A 17,289-nucleotide genomic window follows, 5' to 3' on the forward strand; every position below is an offset into this window, starting at 1 on the left:
AAAGAACTGATTTTTTTAGCGTGGCAAAGCCACGCTAAAAAAATCAGTTCTTTATACATGATTATTTGATGAAAGTTTGATTGGTGATAGCGATCGCATTATGATATTCAAACTGCGATAAGTATGCATACCGAGATTGAGTTTGATGACTGCCCAAGAAATATATAGCAAGTCCGAGCATGAACCAAGCAACCCCAAAGACTGGGCTTGGAAATTTTGGCAAGTCGTACCGCTTTATCCGTATGGGCAAAGGCGAACAATTCGTAAGGAAGTCGTCAAAGACTCGATCTGGACATTTGATCAGATTCAGGGGATTTTTTATGTAGTTGTACCGATTAGGATGACGGTTGTAAAACTAGAAACAGGGGGACTACTCGTATATGCACCCGTCGCGCCGACTCTAGAATGTATTCGCCTTGTGAACGAGCTTGTAACAGAACATGGTGAAGTCAAGTACATTATCTTGCCGACAGTTTCAGGGATTGAGCATAAAGTTTTTGTGGGGCCATTTGCGCGATATTTCCACAATGCTCATGTTTATGTCTCACCGCACCAGTGGAGTTTCCCATTTAATTTACCTCTCAGTTGGTTAGGTATGCCTTGGGGACGCACATCGATTTTGCCAGAAGATATTTCGCAAACTCCCTTTGCTGCACAGTTTGACTATGCCGTTCTGGGTTCAATTGAATTGGGACTAGGCAAATTTGCAGAAGTTGCGCTATTTGATAAGCGATCGCAGACTTTGCTTGTTACCGATACGATTGTCTCAATTCCTGAAAAGCCGCCTGAGATATTACAACTCGATCCCTATCCATTACTATTTCATGCCAGAGATAGTGCTGCTGAAGCGATTACTGACACAGAAGCCAATCGCATTCGAGGATGGCAAAGAACGGCTCTATTTTTGTTCTATTTCCGTCCTCAAGTTTTGGCAACGGTTTCCTTTATGCAAGCCTTGCTTGATATTGCGAAAGCCCCAGAGCGATCGCGCAAGGCTTTTTTTGGGATATTCCCTTTTAGATGGAGAGAAGATTGGTATAAATCTTTTGAGATCCTGCGCGGTAATGGTCGCATTTTTGTTGCCCCAATTTTGCAAACTTTGATTCTCAATCGAGATCCTCAAGTTGTGATTGCATGGGCTAACAAGGTTGCTAATTGGGATTTTGTGCGAATTATTTCTTGTCATTTTGACAATGCGATTGCGGTCACACCTAGCGAGTTTCGTCAAGCCTTTAACTTTTTAGAAAAGAATCCGCAACCTTCAGCAACTGCGAACCTCTCTAAAGAAGATTTTGAAGTTCTCAATCAAATTAATAATATTTTGCAAGGATATCGCATTATTAGAGAAGCAAGGGACAAAATCTAATATCGTCAGTTACAGCGCTTTGCACTCAAACCCGAACCAATAAACTGTTTGGAAATGTTGCGAAGCAACATTTCCAAACAGTTTATTGGTTCGTTAGTCTTATAGCCAGTTACCTAGCAACACAAAAGGAGCCCAAAAATAAGGATGATTATGTTTTGGATCTTTAAGTAAAGCCTGTTGTGCAGTTCTTAAAGATGCTGCTCTGGTGACATTAGCTGAAGATAAACTTTGATAGAGCGCAATCATAAACTTTGAAGTAGCTTCGTCATCGACTGACCAGAGCGAAGCGATCGTACTTCTTGCGCCTGCTCGTACTGCCATTCCCGCCAAACCTAGGGCTGCCCGTTTGTCGCCTACAGCTGTTTGACAAGCACTCAAAATCAATAACTCTACAGGCTCCCGATTACTACGATCATTAGAGCGCAATAATTGATAGAGATTCTCAATCGTCAATTTGCCATCGTAAGTAAGTAGATAAGTATTTTCAGCTTCAGAACTGAAGTTACCATGTGTAGCAAGATGAATGATCGGGAAAGGGAGTGATATAAGTGTTTTTGCTAGATTTTGCTTAGTAAAGTTAGCATTAATAAAAATAGAACTTAAGGGAACTTGTTTGTTGATTTCTTGTAACTCGCCTTTTACATTGGGTAGAGCCGAAAACCCTTGTCTTGCCTCAGTCAAGCCTCCGATTAAAGCTGAAACTTTTTGCTTGGCGATCGGTTTTGGATCGATTAGCTGTAGGCTCGGAGTTAGAGCGATGTCGTAATTCTCTATTAAGAACTGCTTTCCATCATGTAAAACTGACATGGGAATATTTCTTAAAGAGCCATCTGAGACAAAGATGATAGTTTTGATCTGGCTTTGAGCGATCGCACTAGCCGCAGGACGAATTAACCAATCATAAATACGTTGAGCGCTGGAGAGATAATCTTCAGACAAAGGATCTCTAAGATTTAGGCGTAAATCGATTACCATGTCGTCCATCTCTGCTGATGTAACTTTACTAGCATAGTGACGAAGCGGTTGATTGGGCAGACTGAGAATCACTTCTAAACGGTCTTCGAGAATGATCGGATAAATGACAGCAGCAGTTTTGTCTACTTGGCCAATATCAACTTGAGCTGCATTAAGACAGTCTGAACGGAAAAAATTAACTAGTTCCGCAATTTGCAACGATTCGATCGCTTCTTGAGCTTTGACTAAGTTTTTTTGTTTATCACCTGATTCGCCTTGCAGTAATAAGCTCACAAGTTGCCGATAGACAGGCTCGACAGTTTCTCGAAATGAGAACTGCACATTGGGGTTTACAAATACCAGATCGCTGCGTAATTGCCGCAAACCATTGACAGCTTCTGTATAGGCAAGAATTGCGTTTTTAGTATCTCCTTTTGCGTTGAGCAATCTACCTAGTTGCCATTGCCAACGATAAGCAATATCGGTTGCGTTAATACTTTGGGCGATCGCTAAAGCTTGTTGGGTTAGATTTTGAGCTGATTCAATTTGTTTACTTTGTTCGTAAGCATTTCCTAGAGCGCCGAGCGCATGGGAGAGAGTGCGATTATCGTTAATGAATTTAGCTTGTTGTGCAGAAATAGCTAATATTTTTGCGGCTTCGGCTAATAGAGCATCAGTTATATTTTGGCGGGTAAACTTAGTTAGTCTCAGTAAGCTTTCGCCATAATTGATTCGTGCAAAGATTTCCTCTCGGCTGTTTTCCAGCTTTGACAATTCTGCCGCAATTTGCGATCGCATTTCTAAAGCCTCTGAGAAGTTCTCAGATTCAATTAACAAACTAAATAAGTTCAGTTGGGCTTGTATATTTGTCAGCGATCGCCCTGTTGCCTGTCCAGATTTTTTATAAAATTCTGCCGCAGTTTCCGTTTTACCTTCGAGACGGGCTAGATTACCCAGTCTTAACAGCGCAATACTTTTTTGTTCGTTATTAGTCCGATCTCTATTAGAAAGGTGATTGAGAATTTCCAAGCTCTTGTCTAAAGGTTGATGCGCCAGTTTGAGATCCCCAACAGTAGTCAACATATCGCCATAGTTATAGAGTGCGATCGCAATTAGGTTATCATCAGATATTTTTGGTAATAATGATTGAACTGATTCTAAAGTTTGTAGCGATCGCCGATAAAAGCCTTGAGTCTTGAGAGCTTGAGCTTGATTGAGAACATTGCGAATTTGCTGATCAAGATCGCCAAGTTTAGAGTGCAAAATGGCGGCTTCTTGCCAGACAGTAATCGCCTCCTCGATTTTGCCTAAACCTATATCCAAATTCCCTTGGGTATCTAGAGCCTGTGCGATCGCTCTTTGACTCGCGGTATTAACTTCTAGAGATCGCGAAATTTGTAAACTTTGGGTGATCGTGCGATCGGCTTCTTGCCATTGTCCTAATTTTTGATGAGCTAAGGATAGATTGCTTAAAGTTATGGCTAAATCTAAGGAATTATTTTGCTGTTGATAGATTTTTATAGCTTGCTCCCATACTTTAATTGCTTCTTGCCATTGTCCTAATTGATAAAAAGACTTACCGCGATTAAATAATGTATTTGGCTGCTCTGAATTTGCTTGGACTGCTTGAGAACTCAGTTGCGAAGTAATGGTAGATGCCAATATTGGTTGAACGAGTGTAGTCAGAAAAAACAACAGAAAAACCAAACCTAGATTTTTGATAAAAGCGACGCGACGCTTTGTTTTTATCAAAAATCTAGTGATTCGGGCTTTCGCAAAACTTTGTAATAATCGCTTCATAGATTTATTTCTACTAGTTAACGGCATTGTAATTGTTTCGCCCAAGTTGATGCAGGTATAGCTTTGGCAACTTCTGCGACAAGAGAAACTTCGCCATAGGGATTAACAGTCCATCCTTGCGCCTCAACAATGCGATCGGGTAATGCATCAGTAGTTTGATTCGATTGTAGCTGCTTAGCCCAAGATGGAGTTGGCACAATTTGTGAAGATCCAGTTACAAGTGCAACTTCACCATAGGGATTTATTGTCCTTCTGCGCGCCTCAGCTATACGCTCTGGATTAGTCGGCATACCCAGATTTTCCTGCAAGCTATTACCACTAATCACATCAGCAGGACTAGCAGGAATACCGCCTCGACCTGTGATCACAAATGCGCTACCTTGGCGATCGGCTAAACATTTCTGAGTGACAAGTTTGCTGGCATCACCAATATCTACAGGCAAATTAGTCAGTCCTTTACTGGGATCGACTCCTGGAGTATTGATATTTACAGTTCCATTTACACCAAATTGAGAACTAGCGGTAATGTCGCTTAAAGGAGTGAGGACAGGGCGGAATTCTAGTCCAAAGATACCGTTGGTTGTGAGATTGATATTACCGCCGTTACCTGTAAAAGCATTTGCGAAGATATCGCTATTTTCATTGGGTAGAGCAACAATGAAACCAGCAGTAATATTGATATTCCCCCCGTTACCACCTGCAAGGGAAGTGCCTGCGGTGGTGCTGATCTGACTACCATAGCGCAATAGCAAGATAGAGGGAATGTTAAGAGTAATATTACCTCCATTAGCACTAGCTGTTTCGGCAGTGATAGAAGAGCCATTTAGCAGAGTGAGGAAGTTAGATATGAGGGTGATATTGCCACCAATGCCAGCACCGAGACTGCCAACGGCGATTTGCGCCCCATCCCGAAGGGTGACAGATTCAGGGTCGATAAAGATATCACCACCTCGACCTGTAGAGTTTGCTAAGGTATTCGCAAATAAGCCTGTTTTTGATCCTAAAAGATTGAATTGATTCACAACCCTCACGTCGATTGTGCCTGAGTCACCAATACTAGATGTCGCGGTTTGGATCTGTGCACCGTTGGAGATTGTAAAGTCATCAGCGCTCACAAAGATATCGCCAGCTCTGCCTCTTCCAGATGTGGAAGCAGATACTAAAACTCCATCGGTGAGAGTGAGCTGTTTGGTGGTGAAAGTGATATTTCCTGCTTTTCCTGCATTATCCATCAGCCCTGTTGTTTCGACAGCGAGTTTCCCTTGTCCTGCGATCGCAATTGATAGTGGGGCTGTGATAAACAAATCACCACCATTGCCAATGCTAGAAGTGGAAGCTGAGATTTGGGAATTTGGGGCTAAGGCAATGTTGATATAGCCGAGATTGCTGTAAGGATTGAGTCTTAGAGTTCCTGCTGGGGATATCCCTTGGGTTTCAGCAAATACACCGACTGTGCCGAAAAGATTCATTTGAGATGCGTTGAGAGTAATGCTACCACCGCCGTCGGGATTAGTTGCGGTGGCGCTAGCAGTCGCAGTAATCCTTCCTTTATCGGTGAGGGTGAGGATCGGCGTGTTAATGACGATACTTCCTGCTTTACCTGCATTATTGGTTTGGACAGATAGAACTGGGAATGCATCGAGTACGCGCGTTAAGTCAACAGATGTAGGAGCGTTAATTGTAATATTGCCGCCTGTTCCTGAGCCATTGGTTTCAGCCAATACTTTGGAATCGTCGTTAATCTTGACTATGGGTGCATTAATAGTTATGTCTCCCGCCTTACCTTGGGCGTTGGTTGTTGCCGTGACTTTACTGTTGTTTTGGAAGGTTATGATCGTGGGGCTAGTGATCGAGATATTGCCCGCAGGGTCTTTACTTTGAGTAGCTGTGTTGATCGTAGTTGTATCAAAGGTGAGGCTTCCTATTGTATTAGAGATCGCCACATCTCCCGATATGCCACTTTTCCCAACTTCAAAGGTAATTGGGCTACCAAAGGGGAGTTCAACAATTAAATCTTGACTAGTACTAATTTGCACATTTGTAATAGCTAGATCTCCCAATCCATCAATTTTTACTGCCCCTGCTTGCCCCTTAGAAGATTGAGTAAAGATCTCAAAATTACTGATTTGGTCTTTAGCAACTATTTTAATGTCACCACCAGCACCACTTTCTCCCAGTTTTGATATTGCGGTAGCAAGCAAGTAGCGCCTAGGATCGAAACCATTTGTGATGATGCTGCCGTTGGATGCAGACAAGGAAATCTCTCCAGCATTTCCTACATTGCCATTAGTCGAATTGGTGTATGAAGATGATGCCGATCTATTGAAAGAGATATTGCCGTTAGAGGTAAAGAAAGAAATTGCTCCTCCATTTCCCGCATTGCCAGTATCTGAGCTTGAATAGGCAAATGATGCCGATCTTGTGAGTAAGATATTACCGATAGAGGTATTAAAAGAAATCTTTCCCCCGTTTCCAGCATTACCAAAAGATGATTGTGAGTATGCAGAAGAGGAGGAGTTAGTGAGCGAAATGTTACCGCTAGAGGTAGCGAATGAGATTACCCCAGCATTGCCTGCATTACCAGAGTTAGAGCTTGAATATGATGACGGGCTTGAGCTTTCTAGTGAAATATTACCATTGGTGTTAGAGAAAGAAATCGCACCACCATTTCCTGCATTGCCAGAGTCAGATTGTGAGTATGAGGATATGAATATTGAGCCATTGATCGAGATATTACCATTGGTATTAGAGAATGATATCGTACCACCACTTCCTGTATTACTAGAATTAGATCGCGAAGTTGCGGACAAGTTAGAGTTGTCTAGCAAGATATTACCATTGATATTAGCGAAAGAGATTGCTCCTCCATTTCCAGAAGTAGAAGAGGACGAGTCAGTAGTTGCCCCAGCAAGAGAAATATTACCGTTTGTATTAGAGAAAGAAATTGCTCCTCCATTCCCCACACCGACAGAAGAGTTTGAGACAGAGATTAAAGCTAATCCAGAGAGTAAGATGTTACCGTTAGTGTTAGAGAAAGAAATTGCTCCTCCGTTTCTTCCGTAAGCGATCGCACCAGCTCCAGTGAGCGAGATATTCCCGTTGGAGTTAAAAAATGAAATTGCGCCTCCGTTTTCTATATTACCTAAATTTGACTGTGAGATCGCCACCGATATTGAATTATTAAGGGTAATATTGCCGTTCAAGGCAGAAAAATCGATTGCACCAGCATTACCTGCATTGCCAGAGCCAAACTCAACACGTGATTGAGTTTGAGTAGATGAGCCAATGAGCGAAATATTACCATTGAAGGTAGAGAAGGAGACAGCTCCTCCATTCCCAGCATTGCCTACTGTTGATGTCGAATATGAAGAAGGGTTGGAATTGTTAAGCGATATATTGCCGTTATTAGCTGATAAGGAGATCGCGCCTCCGTTGCCAGCATTGTCAAAGATTGATTGTGAGTAAGAGTTTAAATTAGAGTTAGTAAGGGAGATATTACCGTTAGATGTGGATAAGGCGATCGCTCCTCCATCTTTAGGACTGATGCCAAAAACAGAGGACGAGTATGAGGACAGGTATGAGTCAGTTAGCGAAATGTTACCATTTAAAACAGAAAAGTAAATCGCCCCTCCATTTCCCGTATTAGAGTAGACAGATGAGTATGAATCTAAGGACGAGTTAGTGAACGAGATATTGCCATTAGCAGTAGAAAAGGAAATTGCGCCACCATTTCCAGCATTATCAAAAACCGAAGCGGACGATCGCAAAGAAGCATTCGCGATCGCAATATCCCCTCGTCCATCCGCACGAATATCACCACCATTTGCCCCAGCCAAATTAGTACTAGTATCAATACCTATGGCTGAGATTACCCCTGTCAAAGTGTTAGGGAGAAACTGATTAGTCAACAACACCAATCCATTGGGCTGTGACACCTGAATATTGCCATTGATCGTAATATTGGCATTACTAGGGTTCGCCGCATAGATTGGGTCTGTATTTGGAGCCAAAAAAGTTCCGAGAACCTGATCAGTTGACAAACCTCCCAACTGTGACCAATCTACACCTGCCCTTACATCCAAAGTCGCTTGCTGACTGCCATCAATTGTTATGGAAGGCGCACCTAATGCACTCGTATAAATCGCGAGATCGGCATAGGTCTTCGTGGCATTAAAGGGCGTTGTATTGCTCAGGTTGATTGTAGTCGCAACATCGCCAGTACTATCAATCGTTACATTACCGAGCGTAACACTTCCTCCTGCCAAAATATGTAGTGATGCTCCAGTATAGTCTCCTAAATCAACATCACCATTTGCCAAAATCACTGGATCGTTAGGACTAATTAAATTGCCTAAACTTCTATTTAGCTTCTCAATCTTTAAATTCTTACCTGCATAAAAATGTGCATCGCCAATAACTGGATTAAGCGATCGCAACACCATATTCCCACCCGACCAAAAACCACTATTGCGATGGTTTAAAGCAAAGATGTCAACGGATTGATTGCCCTGAATTAGTAAATCACGACCAGCTACAGCAAAAAATGGACTAGTAGAAGTATCGCGAATCTTCACCAAATCCTGAGCTTGCAGCGTCAAGTCTCGCCCCGATCGGAAAGTCCCCTGCAAATCCAACTTGTCCGCATTTAAAACTAAATCCTGACCTGCCGAGAGATTACCCCGATTACTAATCGTTGCTCCTGTATTGCTATTACCATACTGCAAACCTAGCGGCACATTTACATTTAACAAGGGTGGTACTTGAGGATTAGTCGCACTAAATTCGCTACCGTCAGAAAATTTGATGCTATTGGCAGTACTGGCACTAAACGAACCAGCAATATCTAACTTGGCATTTGCACCAAACACAATTCCATTTGGATTCACTAAATATAAATTCGTCGTGCCATTAGTTCTTAATATCCCGTCAATATTCGAGACATTTGAGCCAGTCACCCGCCCGATCGCATTAATCGTAGTTGGCGCAGTATCAAAGTGAGCAGTGTTACTGGTTGGCACTGAAAAATCTTGAAAACTATGAAACTGGTTTGTGCCAACCTGAGTACCACCTGTGATCGTATAGGTTTTATTTGCACTGTTAAAATTAACTGAAGTATTGACTGGAAGAGTGTTGTCAGGCGCGATCGCAGTTTGAGCAAAACTTGCATGGGAGAAAAAACTAATGCTAATTACAGAAAATGCTGAAGCGATCGTCATGACTTTAAGCTTGTTTTTGCTCATGCTTTCTTTCCTGCAATACGATTGTTTTAGCCTTTGTTTTTGGAGTATAACATTGGAGAATAATTAAAAAAGCCGCAAAATCACTAATATTGATTAACGGCATTGTAATTGTCTAGCCCAAACTGGGGCAGGTATAACTTTAGCAACTTCAGCCACTAGCGAAACTTCTCCATAGGGATTGATTGTCCATCCTTGTGCCTCGACTATGCGATCGGGTAATGACTCAGTAGATTGGTGTGATTGTATTTGCTTAGCCCAAGATGGATTTGGCACAGTATGAGAAGAGTCCCTTACAATTGCAACTTCACCAGAAGGATTAACTACCCTCGTAATCGACTCAGCAATCCGCCCTGAATCATTCGTTACACCCAAATTCTCTTGGAACTTATTGCCACTAATAACATCAGCAGGACTGACAGGAATACCGCCTCGACCAGTGATAATAAAGGCGCTGTCTTGGCGATCGGCTAAGCATTTCTGAGTAACAAGTTTACTCGCATCACCAATATCTACAGGCAAATTGGTTAATCCTTTGCTGGGGTCAACCCCAGGAGTATTAATATTAACTGTTCCATTAACACCAAAATCTGAGCTAGCAGTAATATCGCTCAAAGGAGTTAAACGTGGTCGAAACTCTAAGCCAAAAATTCCTTGGGTAGTTATTTGAATATTCCCACCTCTACCTTTAAAGGCATTGGCAGTTATATCGCTATTTTCTTTAGCAAATGCCACGATAAACTGTGCATTCAGGTCAATGTTTCCACCATTGCCATTATTTCCAGCTGTAGCACTAATGATGCTGCCATTTCTCAGCAGAAGTAAATCTCGCACTTGCAGAACAATATTACCTCCTTCGCCATTCGCAGTTTCAGCAATAATCTGCGATCCACCATTAAGGGATAGTAAACCTGCGATTAGTTGAATATTTCCGCCATTGCCAGTTCCTAAACTGCTCACGGAAATCTTTGCGCCGTTAGTCAAAGCGACTAGCTCTGGGTCGATAAAAATTGTGCCGCTTCTGCCTGTGGAAGTAGCGGTAGTTCCCGCAAAAATACCACTATCAGTTCCATCTATCTTTAATAGATCGGTAAGGAATAGTGAGATATTTCCTGCTGCGCCACTGCTAGAGGTAGTGGTACGTAACTGCGAACCACTGGCAATTTCCAAGTTATTTGCAGTAACTGCAATATTTCCACCCCTATTTGCACTTGCCGTAGAAGCGCTTAAAGTCGATTGATTTTCAAGGTGCAAAGTATTTGCAAAAATCTCCAAATTACCACCATCACCTTGACCATTTGCTCTAACATTACTGCGAATTGACCCATTATTCAAAGAGATTGCATCACTAGCTCGAATTGCAATTTTTCCTGCGTTGCCTATTCCTTCTGTCGTTGCGCCAATAGTCGCACCATTTAATATCTCAAGGTTACGAGTCCTAATATCTAAACTACCAGCATTACCAATCGCATTGCTGTCTACTGATGTAAAAATACCACTAGGAACTTCATCTTGCTGAAAGACGACACCTCTTCCTTCTAGTTTAATTGTGTCAGAACTGATGATAATTTGCCCCCCATCACCTTTGCCGAATACTCCTGCTGCAATTTGAGCGCCATTGAGGATTTGTAAAGCGTTCGTTATAATTGAAAGGCTTCCACCATTGCCCTTGCCATTAGGATTTACACCCACTGATACTAAACTTCCATCTAATATAATCGTATTGCTAATAGGAATAGTAGATATACTAGGTGCAATGGCGATATTACCAGCATTGCCAACACCATCAGTCAATGCTTCTAGGGCGGAACTGTTACTCAGAGATAGTGACTGAGTAAATAGGTTGAGATTACCTGCATTCCCTATTCCCAAAGTCTTTACACTAATTTTAGAACCATTGCTAAGAGAAATTGATGGTGAATTGATGCTTAGATTACCTCCATTACCTTGTCCAGTGTCGGTGATGAAGTTATTAATATTGCTATTATTAATAAAAACTGCTTCTGTAGCTAGAATATCAATATTACCAGTATTTCCCCTGCCATTATTTGCAGCAGAAATAAATGCGCCATCTCCTAATGTAAGAAGTCGAGTTTTTAGATCGATGTCACCCGCATTGCCGATCAAGTTACTTGCATTTACTGCTGTAGCGATCGCACTACTTAAAGCCTGTCCAAAAAGCACACCTGAACCACTAAGTGCAATGCTAACTGTATTAACTGTTATCTTGCCGCCATCTCCTTGCCCAAAGACAGCCGCATTAATTTGAGAGCCGTTAAGCAGTTGCAGCGATCGCCCAGAGATAAATAAGTCTCCCCCCTTACCGACTCCACTGAAGCTAATTGCCGAAGATGCAGAACTACGGTCAAATATTACGTTTCCAGTAGCGATAATAGTCAATTCGCCAGCATTACCCAACCCTGAGGTAAATGAACTCAATTGCCCTTCATTGGTTACTGTTAGCGAGCCAGTATTGAGTGTTAGTTTGCCACCATTAGCATTTGCTGTTGGTGTAACTTGGTTGTTGATGGCGCTACCAACACCATCAATATTGACTGTATTGGCAGAAATATCAATATCTCCCGATTTCCCGAAACCATCAGTAACAGAGTTAATTTGAGCACCATTCTGGAGCTTTAGCTCTCCTGCACTAACTGTGACAATTCCACCATTACCTGTCGCACCTTGAAAAACTCTACTTATTACTTGAGTTGGGGAATTATTAACTACACCGTCAAACGTTGCATTTCCACTAATATTCAGTGTAATGTTGCCAGCGTTAGCAGTGCCTGAAGTGGCAGTGACTATTTGAGAAGGATTTACGGAAGAACTTGTCAAGGATAGAGATGCGGCGGTGATGTTTATATCACCACTATTACCAGCGATCGTAGATGCAAAACTTCTGCTAAGAATGCTTATTCCTTGCCCTGATATTACTCCATTAGCTTTGAGATCGATTTGTCCACCCAGAAAAGGAGCATTAGCATTAATTACAGCATTATCTCCAAATCGGATATCATTATTGGCAAGTAAAGTTACACTGCCACCATTACGAGTAAGAGCGATTGATAACGTCCCAATATTTGTGTCAGAGTTGATACTTCCTCTGGAGTCAATAAATACTGATCCGCCATTGCCAACATCACTAGTCGTGTCAATCCCTGCGATAACTCCAAAAGCAGGATTTTGACTAAAGAATCCAGTTCCAGTAATTGTGATATCTTCGGCTGCAAGAGTTGTATTCGGCTTATAACTGTTTGTCAGTAAAACTAATCCGTTAGGACTCTGAATCCTAATATCGCCAATTGTAATGCCAGTACCTGTAGATGGCTGATTTGTATTTGGGGGAGGCACAAAAAAACTTCCAGAGGGATCAATAAAGAGTCCACTTCCTCTTATACCCGAAATACCAATATCAGATCCATTCATGCCAGATCGAATATCAAGAGTTGGTTGCGTGCTGCCATTAATAGTTAGCGTTCTACTGTTAGAGAGAGTCACGTTTGCTAAATTGGGAGTACTGGTAGGATTAATCGTATTATTCGTTGTATCTGTTCCAGTAATTAGAACAGTATCGATATTGACTCTACCGCCAGCAAGGATATGGAGAGAGCTACCAATATAGAATCCAAAATCTACATCACCAGCAGAACGAATAATTGGGTCGTTAGGACTTTCTAGATTGCCTAAAGTGCCATCTAATTGTTCGATTTTGAAATTGCTTCCTGCGTAATAATGTGCATCGCCAATCACAGGATTAAGTGATCGCAACACCATATTCCCACCAGAAAACAGACCACTCTGCTTATTATTCAGCGCAAAAATATCAACTGATTGATTTCCTTGAACTAGTAAGTCTCTACCCGCCGCCGCCACAAATGGACTGATAGAAGTATCACGAATCTGAATCCGATCTTGTGCTTTCAGTGTTAGATCTCTACCCGATTGCAGTTGTCCTTGTAAATCTAATTTGTCAGCATTTAGAACTAAATCTTGTCCTGTTACCAAGTTTGCTTGATTGGTAATAATGGCTCCTGTGTTGCTCACACCGTACTGTAAACCTAGTGGCACGTTTACAGTTAGTACGGCTGGTGCTTGTGGATTGGTAGCACTAAACTCACTACCATCGGGAAATTTCAAACTGGTTGCGGTGCTAGCACTAAATGATCCACCAATTTCTAACTTGGCATTCTTGCCAAACACAATGCCATTGGGGTTAATCAAATATAGATTCGCCGCACCATTTGCTCTCAATATGCCGTCAATACTAGAAATATTAGAACCCGTCACCCGCCCAATTATGCTTGTCGTCTGAGCCAAGTTATTGAAATGGGCAGTATTGCTAGTGGGTACTGAAAAATTTTGAAAACTGTGAAACTGATTCGAGCCAGACAGAGTACCACCCGTAATCGTATAGGTGTTGTTGGTGCTATCAAAGTTAACCAACGTATTGATTGGCAGAGTTGCATCGGGCGCGATCGCATTCTGAGCAAAACTTGCATGGGAGAAAAGACTAAAACTAATTATTGAAATTACTGAGGCTATAGCCGTCTTCTTAAAGTTATGTTCTCCCATATACTTTATATCCTGAGATTTACGCTCATTCTATAGATATGCTTAGCATACAACGCTTTACTTTACTGGATTAACCCAAAAGCTTATATTAGCGTTAAGTTCTGTAACATATAATTGGATTGAGATTATATACTAGAGATAGATACGCATTTTGGCTGAAAAGTACAATTGGAATCTCTAATCTTTTAGGGAATCGCGGAAAGTGTTTGCGGCTTCTAATCTTGAGGTTTTCGCTATTAAAACACAGCGAGTTAATAAGTCTATATCTAAACCTGCAAGCTCTGGAATTTCACTACGGGAAATAGCTGCATATTTGCGATCGCGTAAACGATAGAGACTAAATACGCCATCTTGCCAAAACCACACTTCGGGAATCTCCAATGCTTGATAACGTTGTAATTTTTTAGGACTGCCACTAGTAAATATTACTTCGATTACTAAGTCAGGAGTAGGCTTTGATGTGCCAAAACAATACGACTCATCTGGTTCAACAGAAACTTCGCCTTCACGCTGTTGAGTCATAGAGCCTGTAGGCTCAAATTCGATACTATATTCTAGACAAAAGAGACCAATTAAAAACCCAATAAATCGGCTGACTGTTTCGTGGGCGCGTCCTGGCATAAGAATTTCAATAGTTTCTTTGTAATAAAAAAGTCGTATACCTGTGGAATTAGCAAAACCCGTTTGGATTAGCTTAAATTGCTCCCAAGTAATACCTGAATAGACGAGATGTTGATCTTGCTCTTGTTTGCTAGATGCGGCTGTGCGAATTGGGGTTTGGGTCATGGTGACACCTCTATAACTATCGCTAACATGAAGTTACTATATCTTAAAACCCTGTGAAATTGAGGTTGAAATAAAGCCCATTTTCTTGTGCGGTATTCCGACTATTTGGCACAGAAATCAAAGGAATCCCATAGTCGAGCCGAACATCTAAAGTATTGCCAACTCGCCAACGCAAGCCCAAGCCAGTACCTAATAAAGTATTGGAACTAGAGTTTGCTTCTCCTGAACTTGTCCATACGGCAGCAGCATCAACGAATGGTACTATTTGCAATATACCTTCCCATTCAGGCACTCGCAAGATCGGCACTCGCAACTCTGCGGATAGATTTAGCCCGTTATCGCCTAGCAATACATCCTGACGATAACCGCGTAGGGTATCTTGTCCACCAAACCCAATTTGCTCCGATGGCAAAAGTGCGCGATCGCCAAATTGCAAATCACCACGCAGCAATAAAAAAGTATCAGGCGCAAGTAAGCTCACATACTGCGACTGTCCTCGCCATGAAACAAAGCGACTATCAGGAAAACTAGCATTCACATTGGAGCCGAATACGCCGCCTAATCCTAGACTAAACTGCGATCGCAAGGAGATTACTGACTGACTAGAGCGTTGCGTAAATTCTTGAAAAGCGCGTAAAACCGAAATCTTAGTCACGCCATTATCATCGGCTCCTGCGGACAATGGGAAAGGAATTTGCAATAAACTAGTTAGACTTTCGCGATAGGAAGCCGTGAAACCTAGCGCCAATTCTTGACTAGGAGTTTGCTCAATTGGCTGACGAAAAGTAAAGTCATAGGATGTGGAATTCGCATAGATATCCAATATATTAAAGGGTTTCTCTAGTACGTTGCTATTACCATTATTAAACGCAAATGCGATCGTGCCATTGTAGGGATTGATCGGCAATGCATAACTTAGATCGTAGGAATTACTTCCATCGGTGTTGCTGTATCCCACATTTAGGGTATCGCCCAATCCCGTTAAATTTGCTTCGCTAACTTGGACTTTGCGGCGCAATGAACCAACACTAGGAGCGCGGTTATTATCTAAAGATAGTTGCACATTTAAAGACTTTGCTTCTTTAACCCGCACTTCGAGGATGTTTTGCCCAGCTCGCGTTCCTGCTGATAGCTCTGCGGATACGCTAGCAATTAAGGGATTGATTTGGAGAACTTGTAAGGCTTGAATCAAGCGATCGCGGTTGAGTGGTGCGCCTGTAGCAATATTCATCCGCGATCGCACATAGTCTGGACTCAGACGCTCGACTCCAGTAATTTTTATTTCTTCCAGCCCACCTTCAATTACTTGAATTCGCACTATGCCATTCTGCAAATCTTGGGTAGGAATAAATGCGCCAGATGTAATATATCCTCTATTAACATACAAATCTGTGATCAGCGATCGGGCTTTTAACAGTTCCGAGAAAGTGATTGGACGTTTAGTAAAGGGAAGTAGAACTTGATCAAGCTCTAACTGAGAAAATGCTGTACTGCCTAAAACTTCAAATCGATTAACCGTGATAGTTCCAGTTACAGGTATATCTTTTTGAGGAGCGCTAGGCTCGCGTGATGGATTTAATAAGTCGTCAGGCGAAGGGAGAGGTTTTGGTGTTTGGACTGGAGGTTGTATCGAAGGCGATCGCAGCGACGGCGTAATAATTTGTGGTGTTAGGGTATTAGCTCTTGTCTGCGCCAATATTGGCAAGGTAAACCCAACATAGCTAATCAAGCCAAAGCCTAAATTGACAATTAGCCTTGTGATTTTTAACCGTCCATAACTCTCCGACATAACTACAAGTCCCTACATAGCTGCAATATTGATTTGCTGGACTGTAATTTACTCGGATTATGTCATTTGAGCAAGTTTTTGTATATGAAAGACGAAAGGCGGTGCAAAGCACCGCCTCTCGTCTTTTGGATTTACGTTTAGCGAATCATCAAGTTAGTAAGACTAGCTAAAGCTTTGAAACCGCGTTTCATTTTTTGCTTACGTTGAATCCTACGAAGAATACTGACCACAGCCTCTAAGTCATGTGTATCGTCTGGAGGTTTCTTGGTACGAAGATGTTTGAAGGGGAGAATGATCCCAAAATGGACAGCCGCATTGCAAAAAGCATTGAGCATAGCTCGCTCAGGTGCATGAACGCCAATCGTCGAAGATCCTACTTGAATTAAACAGCCTTTATCACTGCCTGTTGCCTCACGGGTAATGTCACCAATGGTTAGGAAACAGCGCATGGTGATGTAATCCGATACTGCCAAAGGTGAAGAAAAGCTAACCTGCCAATTTCCTTTGAACGCATCTAGGCGCGAACAGAGCATTTGCCAAACCGCAAAAAACTCAGAAGAGGAGTTGTTGCCAACAATATTTTCTGATATACCAAATGAACGAGCCTTAGAGGCAGATAAGGATAGGATCGGTGCAGAAGCGTCAGGAAGGCGATTCATAGACAAGACCAAAAACTCTTTGATTAATGTACGATAATCAAAGCTAAATGTCATCCCCCATTTATAGGCAAAATATTGGTTTAAACTACTTAAACAATATTTTTACTAGTTTTTACTAGCTCT

7 protein-coding genes are annotated in these 17,289 nt (G+C 42.0%); 1 reads left to right on the forward strand and 6 read right to left on the reverse strand.

The window, feature by feature from the left end; all coding sequences use genetic code 11:
• The first annotated feature begins 145 nt into the window (after positions 1-145).
• A complete protein-coding gene (locus tag APA_RS20070) occupies positions 146-1,366 on the forward strand; it encodes a DUF4336 domain-containing protein (protein WP_201324007.1) in 1,221 nt (406 codons plus the stop codon).
• A 99-nt stretch (positions 1,367-1,465) separates the two neighbouring features.
• Here APA_RS20070 and APA_RS20075 read toward each other — a convergent pair whose 3' ends face one another.
• The 6 genes from APA_RS20075 to APA_RS20100 form a co-directional block, all read right to left on the reverse strand.
• Entirely contained in the window at positions 1,466-3,982 is a 2,517-nt protein-coding gene (locus APA_RS20075; protein WP_201324008.1) for a CHAT domain-containing protein, read from the reverse strand.
• Between the two features lie 155 nt (positions 3,983-4,137).
• Positions 4,138-9,360 (reverse strand): filamentous hemagglutinin N-terminal domain-containing protein, encoded by a 5,223-nt coding sequence (locus APA_RS20080; RefSeq protein WP_201324009.1) that lies wholly within the window; start codon positions 9,358-9,360, stop codon positions 4,138-4,140.
• Positions 9,361-9,453: 93 nt separating this feature from the next.
• Complete coding sequence (locus APA_RS20085) at positions 9,454-13,932, reverse strand: filamentous hemagglutinin N-terminal domain-containing protein (protein WP_201324010.1); 4,479 nt, start codon at positions 13,930-13,932, stop codon at positions 9,454-9,456.
• 177 nt (positions 13,933-14,109) lie between these two features.
• A complete protein-coding gene (locus APA_RS20090) occupies positions 14,110-14,718 on the reverse strand; it encodes a Uma2 family endonuclease (RefSeq protein ID WP_201324011.1) in 609 nt (202 codons plus the stop codon).
• 43 nt (positions 14,719-14,761) lie between these two features.
• Positions 14,762-16,507 (reverse strand): ShlB/FhaC/HecB family hemolysin secretion/activation protein, encoded by a 1,746-nt coding sequence (locus tag APA_RS20095; protein ID WP_201324012.1) that lies wholly within the window; start codon positions 16,505-16,507, stop codon positions 14,762-14,764.
• A gap of 137 nt (positions 16,508-16,644) precedes the next feature.
• Positions 16,645-17,166, reverse strand: coding sequence for a hypothetical protein (locus APA_RS20100; protein ID WP_201324013.1), 522 nt, complete (start codon positions 17,164-17,166; stop codon positions 16,645-16,647).
• Positions 17,167-17,289 lie beyond the last annotated feature (123 nt).

Origin of the sequence: Pseudanabaena sp. lw0831 (assembly GCF_016584665.1) — a bacterium.
Classification (GTDB): domain Bacteria; phylum Cyanobacteriota; class Cyanobacteriia; order Pseudanabaenales; family Pseudanabaenaceae; genus Pseudanabaena.

Excerpts from the sequence above, each read along its gene's own strand:
- APA_RS20070 (WP_201324007.1), top strand. The coding sequence starts at position 146 with ATGACTGCCCAAGAAATATATAGCAAGTCCGAGCATGAACCAAGCAAC.
- APA_RS20080 (WP_201324009.1), bottom strand. The coding sequence starts at position 9,360 with ATGAGCAAAAACAAGCTTAAAGTCATGACGATCGCTTCAGCATTTTCT.
- APA_RS20085 (WP_201324010.1), bottom strand. The coding sequence starts at position 13,932 with ATGGGAGAACATAACTTTAAGAAGACGGCTATAGCCTCAGTAATTTCA.
- APA_RS20090 (WP_201324011.1), bottom strand. The coding sequence starts at position 14,718 with ATGACCCAAACCCCAATTCGCACAGCCGCATCTAGCAAACAAGAGCAA.
- APA_RS20095 (WP_201324012.1), bottom strand. The coding sequence starts at position 16,507 with ATGTCGGAGAGTTATGGACGGTTAAAAATCACAAGGCTAATTGTCAAT.
- APA_RS20100 (WP_201324013.1), bottom strand. The coding sequence starts at position 17,166 with ATGAATCGCCTTCCTGACGCTTCTGCACCGATCCTATCCTTATCTGCC.